Consider the following 15,691-nt stretch of genomic DNA (forward strand, 5'->3'; position numbering starts at 1 on the left):
CCTACGGCCCATCCGTCATGCCACATCCGGTGACCATGACGACGAGCGGTGAGGCGAGAGATGACGGACACAATGCCAGCGCCTCAACATTCGCAGCCGGCGTCTCAACATTCGCAACATTCGCGGCCCCAGCGCAGCGGGCGCGACCTCACCTCCGGCCCCATCGCGCCGACGTTGCTGGCGTTCGCGCTGCCGACGCTCGGGTCGAACGTGCTGCAATCGCTCAACGGGTCGATCAACACGATCTGGGTCGGCCGCTTCCTGGGCGAGGATGCACTGGCCGCGACCAGCAATGCCAACATCATCATGTTCCTGATGTTCGGGATGGTGTTCGGCTTTGGCATGGCCGCGACGATCCTGGTCGGGCAAAGCTGGGGCCGCCGCGACGTTGACGGCGCGCGGCGCGCGTTCGGCTCGGCGGTGGGGCTGGTGCTGGCGGCGTCGGTCGTCACCGCGATCGCCGGCTATGTCTTCGCGCCGGAAATCCTGACGCTGCTCGCCACCCCCGGCCGCGCCTATGACGAGGCGCTGGAATATCTGCGCGTCATCTTCCTCAGCCTGCCGCCGTCGATGCTGCTGGTGCTGGTGTTCATGGGGCTGCGCGGGATCGGCGATTCGCTGACGCCCTTGTGGTTCATGGTTCTGTCGGTGGTGCTCGATTCGTCGCTCAACCCGGTGCTGATCCTCGGGCTGGGGCCGGCGCCAGTGTGGGGGATCGCGGGGTCGGCGGCGGCGACATTGGTCGCCAACCTGATCTCCTGCGCGGTGCTGGTCGGCTATCTCTACTGGCGCGACGTGCCGCTGCGGCTGCGCGGCGCGGAGTGGCGCTACCTGCTGCCCGAACGCGCGCTGACCCGGCTGATCGCGTCGAAGGGGCTGCCGATCGGCGCGCAGATGCTGGTCATTTCGGGCGCCGGGCTGGCGATGGTCGGGCTGGTCAACCGCAACGGGGTGGAGGTCACCGCGGCCTATGGCATCGCACAGCAGATCTGGACCTATATCCAGATGCCCGCGATGGCGATCGGCGCCGCGGTCAGCGCGATGACCGCGCAGAATATCGGCGCGGGCCGCTGGGACCGGGTGGGCGCGATCGCGCGATCGGGCATCCTTTTCAACCTGCTGCTCACCGGCGGGGCGATCGCGCTGTCGCTGGTGTTCGACCGCGCGATCCTGGCGCTGTTCGTCGGCGCGGACAGCGCGGCGCTGCCGATCGCGCGCCACATCAACCATATCGTCACCTGGGCGTTCGTGCTGTTCGGCGTGACGATGGTGGTGTTCGGCACGGTGCGCGCCAATGGCGCGGTGTGGGGGCCGCTGGCGATCCTGTTCACCGCGATGTTCCCGATCCGGCTGGGCGTGGTGGCGCTGCTCCACCCGACGCTGGGCGTCGATGCCTTGTGGTGGAGCTTCCCGGTCAGCCTGTTCAGCAGCATGTCGCTGGCGCTGCTCTACTACGCCCGCGGCACGTGGCGGAAAGGCGCGCTGGTCGTGCCGCACGAACATGAATGCGAGGAGCGCAGCCACGCCGACGTGGAACCCGCCGGCGCGATGAAGCCGACCGCGTGAGCCGCGCGCGTCAGTTCGAGGCGCGCGGCACCATCACCTCGATCACTCCCGCCGCGACATGCGCGGTGACGGGGGTATGCGCCAGCACCTCCCCGTCGATCGAGATCGGCAGCGGCGGGTCGGTGCGGACACGGATCGAGGTGCCGGTAAAGCTGACCGTATCGTGATGCCGTTCGGGCCGCCCAAGGAAGCTCCACGCCCAATTCGTCACCAGCCGCCGCTTGTAATGCCCGCGCACCGCCTGGACGACGATCTTCCCCGACGTCACCGACGCCTCGTCCACCAGCCAGGTGCCGCCGTGATAGGGGCCGTTCGAGATACGCACCTCCACCACGCGCAATTCCTTCTCCCCGCTGCCGTCGTCGACGAACAGGGTGAAGGGGCGGAACTTGCCCAGCTGGTACGCCGCCCAGCCGAGATAGCCGACGCGCCCCGCAACCTTCTTCAGCCGGTGCGGCACGGTCTCGGCGATCTGCGGGCTGAGGCCCATGGCCGCGCAATTGGCGAAGTAATCCTGGTCGATCATCCCCAGGTCGATCCGCTTGGGCACGCCGCTGGCCAGCACGTCGATCGCCCCGTCGATATCGAGCGGCAGGCCCAGCGTCCGGGCGAAGCTGTTCGCGGTACCCAGCGGCAGCACGCCCAGCACCACGTCATGCCCGACCAGCAGGTCGACCAGCCCGCTGATCGTCCCGTCGCCGCCGCCCAGGATCACCAGGTCGGGCTTCGCCTCCAATGCCTGGCGGACGGTGCGGTCGAGGTGCGCGGGGTTCTTCACCGCATGCGGCGATACCTTGAACGGCAGGTCGCGCAGCCGGCGGCAGGCGTGCTTGAACATCTTGCGCCCGCGGCGCGACTGCGCGTTGACGATCAGCGCGGCGGAACGGATTTCCATCATGGCGTGCGCAACGCATGACCGGCGGTTTCGGACCCGTAACGCTTGCGCCGGCGCGCGCGATGCGGGAAAGCTCGTGGATGACCGCCGCCTATCCCGCCCTCCGCCTGCGTCGCACCCGCGCCTCCGGCTGGAGCCGCCGGCTCCACGCCGAAAACACGCTGACCCCCGCCGACCTCATCTGGCCGCTGTTCGTCACCGAAGGGCAGGGGGTTGAGGAGCCGATCGCCACGCTGCCGGGCGTGTCGCGCTGGTCGCTGGACGGCATCGTGGCGCGGGCGAAGGAGGCGCGCGATCTCGGCATTCCGTGCCTGGCGCTGTTCCCTAATACCCCGCCCGACCGGCGCAGTGATGACGGCGCGGAAGCCGCCAACCCCGACAATCTCATGTGTCGCGCGACCCGTGCGATCAAGGATGCGGTGCCCGACATCGGCGTCCTGACCGACGTCGCGCTCGATCCCTATACCGCGCACGGCCACGACGGGCTGGTGGACGAGGCCGGCTACGTCCTCAACGACGCGACGGTGGAGGCGCTGGTGGCGCAAAGCCTCAACCAGGCGCGCGCCGGGGCGGACGTGATCGCGCCCAGCGACATGATGGACGGGCGCATCGGCCTCATCCGCGCCGCGCTGGAAGGCGAAGGCTTCGTCAACGTCCAGATCATGTCCTATGCCGCCAAATATGCCTCCGCCTTCTACGGGCCGTTCCGCGACGCGGTGAACACCCGCGGGCTGCTGAAGGGCGACAAGAAGACCTATCAGATGGATCCCGCCAATGCGCAGGAGGCGCTGCGCGAGGTCGCGCTGGACCTCGCCGAGGGAGCGGACAGCGTGATGGTGAAGCCGGGGCTGCCGTATCTGGACATCATCCGGCAGGTGAAGGATCGGTTCGCGGTGCCGGTGTTCGCCTATCAGGTGTCCGGCGAATATGCGATGATCGAGGCCGCGGTCGCCGCCGGCGCGGCGGATCGCGATGCGATGGTGCTGGAAACGCTGCTGGCGTTCAAGCGCGCGGGTTGTTCGGGGGTGCTGACCTATCACGCCGCCCATGCGGCGCGGCTGCTGGGGGCGTGATCGAAACGCCGCGCCTGTTGCTGCGCTGGCCGGAGCCGGCCGACCGCGCGCCGCTCCACGCGATGTGGGCCGACCCCGTCGTCATGGCGCAGCTCGGCCCCGTCAAGGATCGCGCCGCCAGCGACGCGGCGATCGCGCGCCACGCCGGCTATCGCGCCGACGGGCTGGGGTTCCGCGCGGTCGTGCGCCGCGCCGATGGTCGGACCATCGGTTTCTGCGGGTTGAAGCCCGGGGCACCCGATACGCCGATCGCCGGCGAGCTGGAGATCGGCTGGCTGCTTGCGCTGGATGCCTGGGGGCAGGGCTATGCCCGCGAGGCCGCGGACGCCTGCCTTGTCTGGGCCTGGGCGCATCGCACCGAGCCGCGCGTCGTCGCGATCACCGCGGCGATCAACGTCGCCAGCCGCCGGCTCATGGAGCGGCTGGGAATGCGGCATCTGCCCGACCTGGACTTCGACCATCCCGCCAGCGCGGCGGGCGATCCGCTGCGTCCCGCGGTCACCTACGCGATCGGGCGCGCGGCATGATCGGCACCCGTCGCCTCATCCTGCGCCCGTGGCGCCGCTCCGACATCGCCTCGCTTTACGCGATGGGGCAGGACGCGGAGGTGATGCGCTACCTTGGCCCGCCCGACAGCCTGGCCGATTGCCGACGGCTGAAGGACCGGATGACCGAATCGCAGGCCCGCCACGGCCATTGCTTCTGGGCGCTGGAGCGGCGCAGCGATCGTGCCTTCATCGGTTTCTGCGGGCTGAAGCGCGGGCGCAAGGGCACGCCGATCGCGGGCGAGCTGGAGATCAGCTGGCGGCTCGCGCGTGAGGCATGGGGGCAGGGGCTGGCGCTGGAGGCGGCGCGCGCCAGCCTGTCGTGGGGCTGGCGCAACCTCGATGCCCCGGCGGCGACCGCGGTGACCGTGCCCGCCAACGTGCGCAGCCGCGGGCTGATGGAGCGGCTGGGGATGCTGCGCGACCCGGGGGGTGATTTCGACCATCCCGACATGGCGCGCGGCGATCCGTTGCGCCACCACATCCGCTATCGCATCGCCCGACCGGTCAGGCCGTCGCCGACGCGGTAGCGGGCGCCAGCGCGCGGGTCAGCGCATCGATCCGCTGCGTCTGCGCGGTAGCGGCAGCCTTCGCCTCCTCGCGCGCCTTCTCCAGCGCCGGATAGGCCGGCAGCAGCGCCTGGGCGCGCTGTGCCGCCATATCCTCCAGTACCCCGACCACCTCGCCATGTGCGGCGCGCAGCGAATCGAGTTCCGCCAGCGCGGTCTGCGCGTCCAGCCAGCGGTCGCTGCCCGCCGCCGCGCCCCGTGCCGCGCGGGCCAGCCGCTCGGCGCGCGTCGCCGCCGCGTCGAACGCCCGCGCCGCATCCGCCCGCTTCGCCGCCGCTGCCGCGATCCGCGCGTCCAGTGCCGGATCGGCGACCAGCGGCGCTGGGACCGTCTCCGGCTCCTCGAACCCCAGCTTCTCGACTGCGCGCGGCGCGAGCGAAGGATAGGCGGTGGGATCGGCGGCGCATCCGGCGAGCAGGATGGTGGCCAGAACGGGGGCGAGTGGGCGAAGCGGCGGACGGTTCATGAAAATGGCGTAGGCGGTGAAGAAAAATGACGCAACGCACTTGCGCCCCTCCGATTCGCCGGCTAACAGCGCCGCTCCACAACGCGCCCGTAGCTCAGCTGGATAGAGCATCAGACTACGAATCTGAGGGTCGGACGTTCGAATCGTTCCGGGCGCGCCACTGGAAATCAAGGACTTAGCCCCTCTCCGTCGTTGTGACGGGGAGGGGCTGTCTTTTTGTCGATTCCACGAGCAATCGGCGAGCAATCGACCGGAGACCGGCTCGATGCGCACTTGATCGACGCTTGGAACGACAGATCCCCCTGTCTTGCCGAGGCCACACTATCATGTGGTCGACGAATCCGTCGAGGAGTGGCTCAGAATTTTTACGAGTCGCCTTCGGTGCAGCGATGGTCCGACGTGCGAAGCGCTGCCCTGCGACCGCAACGGCGGGTCCTTCCGGATAGCGGCCGCTCCTGTTACGCTTCGTTTGGGAGGAGCTTCATCATGGCAACTGCTGCGGACGGGGACATCGGCGAGGGCGCTGATCTCGTCGTCAAGGACGCCGCTGGCCGGCCGCCCCAGATGGGAATGGCGATTCAGAGCGGCATCCTGAAGAGCCTCGGGATCAACCTCTACACGAACCTCGGCAAGGTGCTGGTCGAGTTCATCGCCAATGCCTACGACTCGGACGCTTCGACTGTGTGGGTCACCGTTCCTGATGTGCTCATCCAGCAGGAGAGGACGCGAGCAAAGGCGAAGGCGGATGAGGAGGCCGCACGCGTGGTCGGAGTGGCTCCTCTTCTGGACATCGCCGAGGGACGGACTCCTGCCAACGACGTGGATGCGGCGGGGCAGCCCGCACTCCTCAACCTCGAGGCGCTGTTCCGGACACTGCCGGAGGACATCGACGTCGTCATCGAGGACGACGGGCATGGGATGACCTGGCTGGAGGTCGAGAAGAAGTTTCTCCCGCTCAACCGTCAGCGTCGGCTCAACAAGGAGGTCGGCAAGGAGATCAACCTGACGTCCGAGGGCGGCCGCTATGTGATGGGGCGCAAGGGTGTGGGCAAGCTGGCGGGCTTCGGCGCCGCTCTCACCGTCAAGCTGTGGACCAAGCGGAAGGGCGAGACCTACGCCACGGTCATCGAGCTTGTGGACGAGGATCTCAACCAGGCGGCGTCAATCGCCGAGGTGCGCATCCCTGTGACGTATGAGGACGGCCTGCATCCCGACATGCAGGGCACGAAGGTCACGCTGAGCCGGCTGAAGGCCGACGCGACCAGGGACTCGCTCGAGAAGATCAAGAAGGCGATCACGAAGTCGTTCAGCGCGATAAGGCCCGAGGACTTCGTCATCGAGGTGAACGGCGAGCCGCTGAAGTTCGAGGTGCCCGATTACGAGTTCATCTTCCCGACCCATCTGACGCGGGAGGGGATCGCCCGCGGCGAGCGCCAGAAGGCGTCCGTGCACGTCCCGGGGATCGGTGATCTGCCGTTCAGCTACTATGTCGGCTTTTTGGCGAGATCCCATGGATCCGGGGCGGATCGCGGGGCGACGATCTACTGCAACAATCGGCTTGCGGCCGGGCCTGCCCTCTTCGGCCTGCCGACGGGCATGCACAGCTTCCACAGCACGGACTACATGGACTGCATCGTCGAGGCCGACGCCTTGGACCGGTCTGACATCGACTTCGTCAATACGGCCCGGAACGGGATCAAGGAAGGCAACGAGGTCGTCGGCGCGATGCTGGAGGCGATCGTCCGGGTCATGAGGGGCGCGATCAACGAGCACTCGCGCTTCAAGCGGGCGGAGGCGGACCGCAAGCTGCTGGAGGACAAGACCGCGAGCGTCATCTCGCGGACGATCGAGACGCTGCCTGCCAAGACGCGGAAGGCAGGCAAGCGGCTGCTGCAGACGATAGCCCAGCAGTACGAGGTAGGGACGCCCGAGTTCGAGGAGATCGCGCCGGCGATCATCCATTCGATCAACGCGACCGAGGTCCTGATCACCTTGGCTTCCAAGGGGACGGACGCGGAGACCATCGCCCAGATCATGGGGCAGCTCAGGCAGCTGTCGGAGATCGAGAAGCGCGATTCGATCAAGCTGTATCGCGCTCGTCGTGGCGGGATCGAGAAGCTCGAGATGCTCTACGAGAAGGGCAAGGAGGACTGGAAGAGGAAGCAGTCCGAGAAGGCGCTGCATCAGCTCTTCAAGGAGAACCCGTGGCTCATACGCCCTGAATTTTCGACGTACATCTCGAGCGATCAGGGGATCAACACCACCGTCACCCGGTTGGCCGAGCATCTGAAGGTCGACCGCTTCGCCCCCATCATGAATGGAGACGACGAAGCCGACGTCCGGCCGGACCTCGTGTTTCTGATGTCGGATCCGATGGAGGAGGGGCCCTACACGGTGAAGGTCGTGGAGCTGAAGAGCCCAGGCCTCCCCCTGACCATCGATCACTGGCGGCAGCTTGAGAACTACGTGGCTGACGTGCGGTTCTGGTGCGAGGGCAACGTGCCGCATGACGTCCGCGTCAATGGATACCTGATCGGTGCGATGCCCGAGCCTAGTCCGACGAAGAACCCTGAGCGGATGCTGCTCGAAGAGTTCAAGCGTGCGGGTCCGACGTCGAGCATCCAGATCATCGGGCTCCTCGAACTCATCAAGCACGCGCGCACCGTGCATGTGGAGGCCATCAAGGCGCTCGAACGCGATCTGGCCGGCGAGGACGAGGACGAGGAGGACGTCGAGGAGACTGCTGAGATCGTGGACCCTGAGGACGAGGCGTGGAGGGACGACTTGACGCCTGCGCCCGCGGACCCGTCAGGCGGCTAGCGGTCGCGCGCTCGCCCGCCGCATGGCCTCGGCGACCGCACGGCAGACGGCCTCCGCCAGCGGCACGGGCACGCCGTTGCCGATCTGCCGAGCCACCGGATAGGGCCTGCCCACGAACGTCCAATCGTCGGGCACACCTTGGAGGCGTGCGCCTTCCCGAAGCGACAATGTCCTGTTTTCGACGGGGTGCAGGTAGCGGCCCTTGGACGGGTTTTGGAACGTGCAGCGGAGCGTGTTGACCGGTCGGTCGGGATCGATCCGCCCCCACACGTCTGTCGCCTGGCAGCCGACCTTCGCCCACGAAGGCGGGCACAGCTCGGGCGCCTGGCGCATGATGTCGCGCTTGTCGCCCTTCGGCGGGACGAGCGCGATGCGCGACGCGGCGATTCCGGCGGGCGTCGGCCACACATGCATGGGATCGTCCGGATCTACGGGCTCGGCGAGGACGGAGCCAGCGGTCCTGTGCGGACCGGCGACGGACTCGGGCGCCGCGATCGTGCCGATCCGCGACGCGATCGTGAATGATCGCCGCCGCAGCTGGGCGGCGCCGTGGTCCGCGGCCTCTAGCTCCCATGCCTCCACCGCGTAGCCGAGTGCGCGGAAGCTGGCGGCGAGTTCCTGCCACTTCGCCGACCGCAGGAAGGGCGGCACGTTCTCGACGATCACCACCGAGGCGTCGCAACGCGCCGCCCATTCGGGCACCGTCAGCGCCAGGGCGTTGCGGGCGTCCAGCGGATCCTGGCGGCCGAGGGTCGAGAAGCCCTGGCAGGGAGGTCCGGCCAGCAGCACGTCGACCTTCGGAACGTCATGGGCGTCCAGCGTCGAGCCCACGACGCCGACCGGCGCGACGTTGCGGTTGTAGCTGGCGATCGCGTCCTTCGACAGGTCGATGGCGAACGCGGGCGTCATGCCGGCGCGGACCGCGCCGGCGCTGAAGAGGCCCGCGCCGCTGAACATGTCTGCAAACGTGATCCGCATAATACGCATGGCTTGTAATGCGAATATGCGATATAGGCAAGCGGCGATGGACGATGCAGCGAGATTGATGGCTCTGGCGGAAGCGCTGAAGACGGGCGGACTCCCCTCGCAGCAGGCGCTCGCCGATGCCGCGGGCGTGGACCAGCCGCTGGTGTCCCGCGCTCGCCGTGGCGAGCTGAAGCGCGTCACCGGCCGCGTCGAGAGGCTGGCGCGTTATGTGGATATGCGGATCGCGATGCTTCCGGCGGCGCCTGCCGGGAGGGTCGGTGATGCCGCGGCGCGTAGCCCGCGGCTTCGAGCCCTGCTGAGCTGTCGCGACTATCTGCGCGAAGGCTGCGACCCGAACGTGCTGGCGGATCAGGTCGCAATCCTACGCCGTGCGCAGGGTCGACGGGTGAGGGCCCGATCCGGAGCAGACAGTATGCCCTGAGGTTGTGCTGTTCGGACGAGCAGCCCGGTGAATTAGCGTCCCCGCATCGTCGTATCGGCCGGCCAGGGCGCAATGGCCTCGGTCATGAGGGACAGCAGGTACGGTGTGAGCTGGTCCACCGCGACATACTCCTTCGCGATCTTCGCCCATTCCGGCCAGCGGTCGACCCGCGTGCATAGCCAGGCGTAGAAAGCGTCGCGCCGCGCGGGGTCAGGGAAGCTGATGCTCCAGACCGTCTTACGAACCGACACGGGGCCGTCTGTCGGGGCCAGCAGTATGATGCTCGACGACGTGCCGATGTCGCGCCGGGCGAAGTGATAGTCCCATCCGGCGGCGATCCGCTCCAGCCGCTCCAGCTGCGCCTCATCGACGATCGGCGACCGCTCGATGTCGATGAGGAGATCCACCGACCGCTGGCAGGGCCGGACGTGGCGGACGCGGTCCGGGCGCGTGGCGTCCAGCATCCGCAGCGCCGACACGCCTTCGGCGGTGAGTTCGCCGGCGCATGCCTGGGCCTTGTCCGCGGCCACCATGCCGAGACCGACGAGGAAGAGACGGTAGGCCTCGGCCATCTGCCACTCGCGACGGAAGAGTTCCGCAGTCCGTTCCCACTTGCGGGGATCAGGCATCACGACAGCCGACGCGAGAAAGGAGTGGAGCAGCTCGATCGATACCTCGTCGGGCTGCGGCTCGACACCGTGATCCGGGGACGGGCGCAGCGGCAGGTTCAGGCGCCCGGACCAGAAAGCGGAGCGCAGGGTGGTCCAGGAGCCGCCGGCCTCGTCGACGAGCCGCGTGCCGTTCGCCATCGGCTCGATGCGAAGCCAGTAGCCCCAGGCCAGCATGGGTTCGATGTCGTGCGGAACGGCGATCACGCCTCGTCCTCCCGGCGGTCGGAGATGGGCAGGACGGTCGGAGCCGGGGGTAGGATGGAGCCGGTCTCCATCGCCTTCAGCTGCGCGGCGAGGCGGGTGCACTCGGCATGGACGTAGGCCTCGTCGCGATAGACGCGCGTCTGGGTCCCCAGGAACTCGGTCGTGCGGGTGCGGTCGGCCTTCGGAAGGGCGTCGCCCTCCTTGTCGCAGGAGAAGCCCAGCCACCATGCGTCGTCACGCGCGGCGACCTCCCGCGCGAGGTCGTTGCGCAGGATCTCCGAGCTTGCCGGCACGAAATATCCCTCCTTGATGCGAGTGACGTGGCAGACCGAGACCGGCTCCGGATCCCGCGCCGCGCAGGGCTCGGCATAGTCGATGCCGCCGTGGACGCGCAGGCCGATGCCGGCGAGCGCCTTGACGTCGAACCCGTGCAGCGCATGGCCGTGCTCCACGCCGACGTAGCCGCACAGGTGGCCCCATCGCTGGGAGCGCCGGATGATGCAGGGGAAGCCAGTAGCCGGATCGGTCCATGCGATCTTGTCCGCCTCGTCTGCCCATGGGCCGTTGCCCGACGGGTGCACGGACGGGACGTTGTAGATGGCGTCGACCTGGACCAGCTGGCTGCCGATCCGGCGCGCGATATCGCGGCGGGTCGGCGCGACGGCGATGGAGGTGCCTGGCGTCTTCTTCTTGGGCATGGTTCGTCCTTTCGATGTTCGCGGGGCCTTGCGGCGCGGCGACGGTGGGGTGGTGGGAGGGGTCAGGTGTGGAGGAGCACCCACTCCTCGTTGAAGTCCTTGGCGCCGGCGCGCGGGAACAGCCCGTCGACCTCGATGCCGCGCGCCATTAGCGCGGCGGCCGCGGCGGCTACGGCGGCGCGGCCGGTGGCGTCGGCGTCGCCGCACAGAGTGACCTTCCGCACGGCCGGCGGCAGCTCGACGAGGGGCAGGTTGGCGTCTCCGAACGTCGACCAGACCGTCGCGCCGGGGAACATGAGGCGCAGCGACAATGCGTCCTCAACCGCGCTCGCCAGCATGATGGCGGGTGCGACCGGCCCGAGCCGCAGAGCGCTGCCCCGGATGCGTCCGAGGCTGAGCCTCGTTTCGCCGTGGCGCGCCTTTCTGCCGTCGTCCTCCACGAAGGTCCGCAGGATGCCGACGACCGCGCCGCGGACGTCCTGCGCCGCCGCCACCCTCGCGGGCAGCCGCGGACCGGGACGGCCGTCGTCTCGCCAGAACCTCGGGATCCGGCCGAAGCGGATGCTGGGCGGCACGTCATGCCCGATCGCCCGCGAGATGAGATACGCCTCCGCCGGCGTCCCCTCGACGCCGCCTGCGCCCCGCCACTCCGCCCGGGCAAGCTGGAAGCCCGATGGTCGCGTGCGGAGACCCGGCCTCCTGGCGGTGGCGGTCGGCCGCGGCGTCGCGCCGCGATGTGCCCCGGCGAGCTCCAGGCACGCTTCGCGGAACGTCTGCCCGTGCAGCCGCGACTGCAGGGCGATCGCGTCGCCGCCTGCGCCGCAGCCGAAGCAGAAGAACACGCCCTTGCCGTCGTCGACGAAGAAGCTCGGCTCGTTCTCGTCGTGGAGCGGGCAGATGCCCTTCAGCTGCCGCCCGGACCGCTTGAGCGTCGATGCCGTCGCCGCGATGGCGGCGATCGAGATCTCGGCCTTCAGCCTGGCGGTGTCGATGGTGCCGTCCGATCTGCGGTAGCGGCTCGGAAGGTCGGCGTGCGCTTCGTCCATGTCCGGGTGTCCTTCTGCATCCTCGTCAATCTCGACGTGTCGGTGGATCGGGGGCGCTTTCTTCCTGCCTCCCGCTTCCACCGCTTTCCTCATGTCTCTCCGGCGGCGCCGTTCGGCGCCGCCGACGCTTCTCGCGTCGCGCTCAGCCCTTCCCGGTCCGTGCGCGGCCGCCACCGAGCAGGATCTCGCACCAGACCTCCAGGCCGACCGCCGCCAACCCTTCGATGCGGGACGGCGGGAGGATGTCGGCCCTGCTGGTGGGGCGGGCGACGACGCCGACGGCGGCGTTCGCCTCGCGCATCGTGCGGCCGTGCTCGAGGAGGGCATGCCGTCCGGCCATCCTGATGCCGTGGAAGTTCCAGGGAGGGACCGGGATCGTCGCCGGGGCCTCGTCGGCGAGCCAGTCCTGCAGGCGGTCCAGCCGCACGTCCGCATGCTTCAGACGCCGACCCCGGCCGGCGGTGACGGCTTGCCCCGTCGCGCGGGACGCGCCCGCGATGCGGATGATCGTCTGGCGCGCGGGTCCGGGCAGCGGAAGGATCCTGGCCCCGCCCTTGCGGAGGGGGACGGGCACGTGGCCGTTCCGCCAGTTTATGCGCTCGAGATCGATCGCCACCGCCTCGAAGGGCAGGCAGAGGGTCAGCAGGCAGATCTCCAGGACGGCGCCGTGCGCGCCGCCGAGGGTGCGTGCGCCTTCAAGCAGCACGCGCATGTCGGGCACGCTCGGCGGGATCGGTGCCGCCCCGGTCACGGCTCGTGCCTCCGAGAGGGAGCCAAGTCGAGGTGGTCGTGGAAGGCGATGCACTCGCGGATCAGGCAGGCCACGTCCGGTCCGGAGCCCCGCCGATGCGGAACGCCCACCAGTTCGAGACCGCCCGCTGCTGGGCGAGATGCCATCGCCGGTCCACGCCGGGTGGAGCCCCGAAGCCCGCCTGTCCCAGGACCGCGGCATAGGGCGCGTCCGCGTCGAGCATGCCCGCGACCACGCCTTCGCGGAGCGAGGAGAAGGTCCAGCACAGGTCTATCGGGAGGAGGGCATCGAAGAGGAGGAGCTCCCGCGCGTAGCCTAGCGTGTCGTCGTCCACGCGCAGCGCCCGGCCGCACACGTCCATCACGAGAGGACCGCATGTCCGCCCGGCGGTCGCCGCCTCGACGGCATATGCTGCCGCGTTGCCCATCGCGACCTCCGCGAAGCGCCGGTCGTCCTGCGGCACGCGTAGCACGCCGTTCTTCCGGTCGATCAGCTCGATGGGCGTGGCGGCCAGGGCCGCGGGATCGCACGGAATGAGCGTCGCCAGGGTGAGCAGCAGCGTCGGCGGCTCGGCGATGTCCCGGGAGGTTCTGTGGATGTCGGAGATGGCGCGGCCATCGAGTTCGCGCGCGGCTTCTGCCGCGCGCCGGGGGGCGATCGTCATGGGAGTTCCATCGATGTGCAGGGGGATGAGGGCGGGCATGTGCCCGCCCGGCAGGGTCAGGCCGCGCGCCAGTGCTCGCTGGTGCTCGCCACGCGGTTCTTCGCCTTGTGCATCTCGATGTCGCGGATGCTGTAGCGCACCGATCGGCCCAGCTTGATGTAGCAGGGCCCTCCTCCGTAGCACCTCAGCTGGCGCATCATGGCGGGAGTGGTTCCGAGGAGCCGTGCGGCCTCGAAGGTGTCGACCAGGTGGTCGAGGATGATCTCACCGGCGTCGTCCGGCATCGTATGTCTCCGTCGCTGACCAACCGGGATTGGCTGGCGACAGACCATCTACGCCGAGGACTGCGGGGATCCGATGCGTCCGTTACGCTGATTCCGCCTCTGGCGTGGAGGATACGTGGAGCTTTCCCGGAGTGACGCGGGCGCCGCTGCCAGGCGCCGGCCGATCAGGCGGCGTCGAACGCCGACAGGATCGGGCAAGGTCCCGCGCTGCCGCTGCCGCATTCCTGCGCGAGACGCCGAAGCGACGCGCGCGCCTGTTCCAGTTCGGCTATCCGGGCGTCCAAGGCCTCGAGCCGCTCGCCGGCGAGTTCGCGCGCCCGTGCGCGATCGTCCGTGGCGTCCAGCTCGAGAAGCTCGGCTATCTGCTCCAGCGTGAAGCCCGCCGCCTGCGCCGATCTGATGAAGCGCAAGCGTCGCACATCGTTGGCGCCATAGCGGCGGATGCCACCGGCGGTCCCGGCGCCCCGTGGCCTGTCGGGCGTTTCGATCAGGCCGCGGCGCTGATAGAAGCGGATGGTCTCGACGCCGACGCCGCCTTCGGCCGCGAGCTTGGCGATCGTCATGCCTGCCACGTCTTGACTCCGGACCATGGTACGGACGCCATATGGCACCCGATCGGGAGTCGGAGAAGACGAGATGGCGACGAAGAAGGCGGTTCTCCACCGCATGGTGATGCCGGCCCACACCTGCCCGTTCGGGCTGAAGGCCAAGGATCTGCTGCGGCGGAACGGATACGAGCTCGAGGACCACTGGCTGCGCACGCGGGAGGAGACGGACGCTTTCAAGGCGGCGCACGACGTGAAGACGACGCCCCAGGTCTTCATCGGCGGCGAGCGGATCGGCGGCTACGACGACCTGCGACGCTTCTTCGGCAAGTCCGTGCCCGATCCCAAGGCGGTGACCTATCGGCCGGTCGCGGTCGTGTTCGCCATGACGGCGCTGATGGCGCTGGCGGCGAGCCAGGCGGCGTTCGGGACGCCGCTGACCGTGCGGGCGGGCGAGTGGTTCATCGCCTTCTCGATGTGCGTGCTGGCGCTGCTGAAGCTGCAGGACGTCGAGCGGTTCGCGACGATGTTCCTGAACTACGACCTGCTGGCCAGGCGCTGGGTGCCGTATTCCTACGTCTACCCCTATGCCGAGGGGCTGGCCGGCGTGCTGATGGCGGCGGGCGTGCTGACCTGGCTGTCGGTGCCGATCGCGCTGGTGATCGGGACCATCGGAGCGGCGTCCGTGATCAAGGCCGTCTATGTCGATCGCCGCGAGCTGAAGTGCGCCTGTGTCGGTGGGGACAGCAACGTGCCGCTCGGCTTCCTGTCGCTGACGGAGAACGTGATGATGGTCGCCATGGCCTTGTGGATGGCGCTCTCGGTCGCGCACTGATCTGGCGCGATCACGCGGCAGATCCTACAAGGCATTCATGAGCTTCGGCCGCCTTCTTCGCGCATGCGCGCTGACGCTTCTCGGCGTCATGCTGCTAGTGCGCATGGGGCCGATGTGCGAAAGCATGGCGCAGGCCGTGCCGATCGCGAGCGCGAAGGCCGCTATGGCCGATTGTGATCGCGCCCCGAGCGTCCCCGTCAAGAAGGCCCCACCCATCTCCTGTGCCGGCGCCTGCGTCGCCACGTCGGTCGACGCGCAGGTCGCGTCTTCGGCGCCGGCCGCGACGTCGGCGTCGGCTTCGGCGTCGCTCCATCCCGTTCTGGAAGGCCGATCGGGCGGCCCGTCGCCGCCGCCTCCTCGAACCGCCTGATCGCCTGATTTTACAGACCATCACGCATTCGAGGATCAAGACACATGAAGAGCATGAAGTTCATCGGCGCGGCGATCGCGCTCGCGCTCGTTCCCGCTACCGCGTTCGCGGCGGCCGACTGCTGCGCGGACAAGACGTGCTGCAAAGACGGTGCGGACTGCTGCAAGGACGGCAAGAGGGATTGCTGCGGCGACATGAAGAAGGGCGGCGACCACGCCGGCCACGACATGTCGGGCATGCAGAAGAAGTGAGCCGGAGGGGAGGCGCGAGCGCCTCCCCTT

Annotated in this window: 19 protein-coding genes and 1 tRNA gene; 10 read left to right on the forward strand and 10 right to left on the reverse strand. The window is 68.8% G+C overall.

The features are described 5' to 3' along the window. Positions 1–72 precede the first annotated feature (72 nt). A complete protein-coding gene (locus tag COA07_RS01760; RefSeq protein WP_066711216.1) occupies positions 73–1,566 on the forward strand; it encodes an MATE family efflux transporter in 1,494 nt (497 codons plus the stop codon). A gap of 10 nt (positions 1,567–1,576) precedes the next feature. Here COA07_RS01760 and COA07_RS01765 read toward each other — a convergent pair whose 3' ends face one another. After that, complete coding sequence (locus COA07_RS01765) at positions 1,577–2,461, reverse strand: diacylglycerol/lipid kinase family protein (protein ID WP_066711227.1); 885 nt, start codon at positions 2,459–2,461, stop codon at positions 1,577–1,579. Positions 2,462–2,541: 80 nt separating this feature from the next. Between COA07_RS01765 and hemB the strand changes: the two genes are divergently transcribed. From hemB to COA07_RS01780, 3 genes are read left to right on the forward strand one after another with little or no spacing between them, the layout of a single operon-like run. Continuing rightward, positions 2,542–3,534 (forward strand): porphobilinogen synthase, encoded by a 993-nt coding sequence (gene hemB / locus COA07_RS01770; RefSeq protein ID WP_066711225.1) that lies wholly within the window; start codon positions 2,542–2,544, stop codon positions 3,532–3,534. Beyond that, a complete protein-coding gene (locus COA07_RS01775; protein WP_066711218.1) occupies positions 3,531–4,061 on the forward strand; it encodes a GNAT family N-acetyltransferase in 531 nt (176 codons plus the stop codon). The genes hemB and COA07_RS01775 overlap by 4 nt, the downstream gene beginning before the upstream one ends. After that, positions 4,058–4,609: a GNAT family N-acetyltransferase gene (locus COA07_RS01780; protein ID WP_066711220.1), complete on the forward strand. Its 552-nt coding sequence runs from the start codon at positions 4,058–4,060 to the stop codon at positions 4,607–4,609. Before COA07_RS01775 ends, COA07_RS01780 begins: the two co-directional genes overlap by 4 nt. On the opposite strand, the gene COA07_RS01785 is transcribed toward COA07_RS01780, so the two are convergent. Next, positions 4,587–5,114: a hypothetical protein gene (locus COA07_RS01785; RefSeq protein WP_096640382.1), complete on the reverse strand. Its 528-nt coding sequence runs from the start codon at positions 5,112–5,114 to the stop codon at positions 4,587–4,589. The two genes, COA07_RS01780 and COA07_RS01785, sit on opposite strands and share 23 nt — an antisense overlap. An 83-nt stretch (positions 5,115–5,197) precedes the next feature. Between COA07_RS01785 and COA07_RS01790 the strand changes: the two genes are divergently transcribed. Continuing rightward, positions 5,198–5,274, forward strand: a tRNA-Arg gene (locus COA07_RS01790). Between the two features lie 326 nt (positions 5,275–5,600). After that, positions 5,601–7,934, forward strand: a complete 2,334-nt coding sequence (locus COA07_RS01795; protein ID WP_083956684.1) for an ATP-binding protein — start codon at positions 5,601–5,603, stop codon at positions 7,932–7,934. On the opposite strand, the gene COA07_RS01800 is transcribed toward COA07_RS01795, so the two are convergent. Further along, positions 7,923–8,921, reverse strand: coding sequence for a DNA cytosine methyltransferase (locus COA07_RS01800; RefSeq protein ID WP_083956685.1), 999 nt, complete (start codon positions 8,919–8,921; stop codon positions 7,923–7,925). The two genes, COA07_RS01795 and COA07_RS01800, sit on opposite strands and share 12 nt — an antisense overlap. A gap of 37 nt (positions 8,922–8,958) precedes the next feature. On the opposite strand from COA07_RS01800, the gene COA07_RS01805 reads away from it, so the two are divergent. Then, entirely contained in the window at positions 8,959–9,342 is a 384-nt protein-coding gene (locus tag COA07_RS01805; RefSeq protein WP_096640384.1) for a helix-turn-helix domain-containing protein, read from the forward strand. 32 nt (positions 9,343–9,374) lie between these two features. Here COA07_RS01805 and COA07_RS01810 read toward each other — a convergent pair whose 3' ends face one another. From COA07_RS01810 to COA07_RS01835, 7 genes are all read right to left on the reverse strand, one after another. Beyond that, on the reverse strand, positions 9,375–10,217 hold the full coding sequence (locus COA07_RS01810; RefSeq protein WP_066707058.1) for a hypothetical protein: 843 nt from the start codon (positions 10,215–10,217) through the stop codon (positions 9,375–9,377). Beyond that, positions 10,214–10,915 carry a hypothetical protein gene (locus COA07_RS01815; RefSeq protein WP_066707061.1) on the reverse strand — a complete coding sequence of 234 codons (702 nt, stop codon included), beginning with the start codon at positions 10,913–10,915 and terminating at the stop codon, positions 10,214–10,216. Before COA07_RS01815 ends, COA07_RS01810 begins: the two co-directional genes overlap by 4 nt. A gap of 62 nt (positions 10,916–10,977) precedes the next feature. After that, on the reverse strand, positions 10,978–11,961 hold the full coding sequence (locus COA07_RS01820) for a CHC2 zinc finger domain-containing protein (protein WP_066707064.1): 984 nt from the start codon (positions 11,959–11,961) through the stop codon (positions 10,978–10,980). 142 nt (positions 11,962–12,103) lie between these two features. Continuing rightward, positions 12,104–12,673 (reverse strand): hypothetical protein, encoded by a 570-nt coding sequence (locus COA07_RS18160; protein ID WP_066707067.1) that lies wholly within the window; start codon positions 12,671–12,673, stop codon positions 12,104–12,106. 100 nt (positions 12,674–12,773) lie between these two features. Beyond that, positions 12,774–13,376 carry a hypothetical protein gene (locus COA07_RS01825; protein ID WP_066707070.1) on the reverse strand — a complete coding sequence of 201 codons (603 nt, stop codon included), beginning with the start codon at positions 13,374–13,376 and terminating at the stop codon, positions 12,774–12,776. A gap of 56 nt (positions 13,377–13,432) precedes the next feature. Continuing rightward, positions 13,433–13,660, reverse strand: coding sequence for a helix-turn-helix transcriptional regulator (locus COA07_RS01830; protein WP_066707073.1), 228 nt, complete (start codon positions 13,658–13,660; stop codon positions 13,433–13,435). Positions 13,661–13,824: 164 nt separating this feature from the next. Beyond that, on the reverse strand, positions 13,825–14,223 hold the full coding sequence (locus COA07_RS01835; RefSeq protein WP_066707076.1) for a MerR family transcriptional regulator: 399 nt from the start codon (positions 14,221–14,223) through the stop codon (positions 13,825–13,827). Between the two features lie 73 nt (positions 14,224–14,296). Between COA07_RS01835 and COA07_RS01840 the strand changes: the two genes are divergently transcribed. The 3 genes from COA07_RS01840 to COA07_RS01850 are packed head-to-tail and all read left to right on the forward strand — an operon-like array spanning position 14,297 to position 15,661. Then, a complete protein-coding gene (locus COA07_RS01840) occupies positions 14,297–15,040 on the forward strand; it encodes a glutaredoxin family protein (RefSeq protein WP_066707078.1) in 744 nt (247 codons plus the stop codon). Positions 15,041–15,077: 37 nt separating this feature from the next. Then, positions 15,078–15,410 (forward strand): hypothetical protein, encoded by a 333-nt coding sequence (locus COA07_RS01845; RefSeq protein ID WP_066707080.1) that lies wholly within the window; start codon positions 15,078–15,080, stop codon positions 15,408–15,410. 53 nt (positions 15,411–15,463) lie between these two features. Further along, positions 15,464–15,661: a hypothetical protein gene (locus COA07_RS01850; RefSeq protein ID WP_245841948.1), complete on the forward strand. Its 198-nt coding sequence runs from the start codon at positions 15,464–15,466 to the stop codon at positions 15,659–15,661. The last annotated feature ends 30 nt before the right edge of the window (positions 15,662–15,691 follow it).

Source organism: Sphingomonas adhaesiva (genome assembly GCF_002374855.1).
Lineage (GTDB): Bacteria > Pseudomonadota > Alphaproteobacteria > Sphingomonadales > Sphingomonadaceae > Sphingomonas > Sphingomonas adhaesiva.

What these genes read in the sequence shown, in the direction of transcription:
- COA07_RS01760 (WP_066711216.1), top strand. Translation starts at nt 73, where the DNA reads ATGCCAGCGCCTCAACATTCGCAGCCGGCGTCTCAACATTCGCAACAT.
- COA07_RS01765 (WP_066711227.1), bottom strand. Translation starts at nt 2,461, where the DNA reads ATGGAAATCCGTTCCGCCGCGCTGATCGTCAACGCGCAGTCGCGCCGC.
- hemB (WP_066711225.1), top strand. Translation starts at nt 2,542, where the DNA reads ATGACCGCCGCCTATCCCGCCCTCCGCCTGCGTCGCACCCGCGCCTCC.
- COA07_RS01780 (WP_066711220.1), top strand. Translation starts at nt 4,058, where the DNA reads ATGATCGGCACCCGTCGCCTCATCCTGCGCCCGTGGCGCCGCTCCGAC.
- COA07_RS01785 (WP_096640382.1), bottom strand. Translation starts at nt 5,114, where the DNA reads ATGAACCGTCCGCCGCTTCGCCCACTCGCCCCCGTTCTGGCCACCATC.
- COA07_RS01795 (WP_083956684.1), top strand. Translation starts at nt 5,601, where the DNA reads ATGGCAACTGCTGCGGACGGGGACATCGGCGAGGGCGCTGATCTCGTC.
- COA07_RS01800 (WP_083956685.1), bottom strand. Translation starts at nt 8,921, where the DNA reads ATGCGTATTATGCGGATCACGTTTGCAGACATGTTCAGCGGCGCGGGC.
- COA07_RS01805 (WP_096640384.1), top strand. Translation starts at nt 8,959, where the DNA reads ATGGACGATGCAGCGAGATTGATGGCTCTGGCGGAAGCGCTGAAGACG.
- COA07_RS01815 (WP_066707061.1), bottom strand. Translation starts at nt 10,915, where the DNA reads ATGCCCAAGAAGAAGACGCCAGGCACCTCCATCGCCGTCGCGCCGACC.
- COA07_RS01820 (WP_066707064.1), bottom strand. Translation starts at nt 11,961, where the DNA reads ATGGACGAAGCGCACGCCGACCTTCCGAGCCGCTACCGCAGATCGGAC.
- COA07_RS18160 (WP_066707067.1), bottom strand. Translation starts at nt 12,673, where the DNA reads ATGCGCGTGCTGCTTGAAGGCGCACGCACCCTCGGCGGCGCGCACGGC.
- COA07_RS01825 (WP_066707070.1), bottom strand. Translation starts at nt 13,376, where the DNA reads ATGACGATCGCCCCCCGGCGCGCGGCAGAAGCCGCGCGCGAACTCGAT.
- COA07_RS01830 (WP_066707073.1), bottom strand. Translation starts at nt 13,660, where the DNA reads ATGCCGGACGACGCCGGTGAGATCATCCTCGACCACCTGGTCGACACC.
- COA07_RS01835 (WP_066707076.1), bottom strand. Translation starts at nt 14,223, where the DNA reads ATGACGATCGCCAAGCTCGCGGCCGAAGGCGGCGTCGGCGTCGAGACC.
- COA07_RS01840 (WP_066707078.1), top strand. Translation starts at nt 14,297, where the DNA reads ATGGCGACGAAGAAGGCGGTTCTCCACCGCATGGTGATGCCGGCCCAC.
- COA07_RS01845 (WP_066707080.1), top strand. Translation starts at nt 15,078, where the DNA reads ATGAGCTTCGGCCGCCTTCTTCGCGCATGCGCGCTGACGCTTCTCGGC.
- COA07_RS01850 (WP_245841948.1), top strand. Translation starts at nt 15,464, where the DNA reads ATGAAGTTCATCGGCGCGGCGATCGCGCTCGCGCTCGTTCCCGCTACC.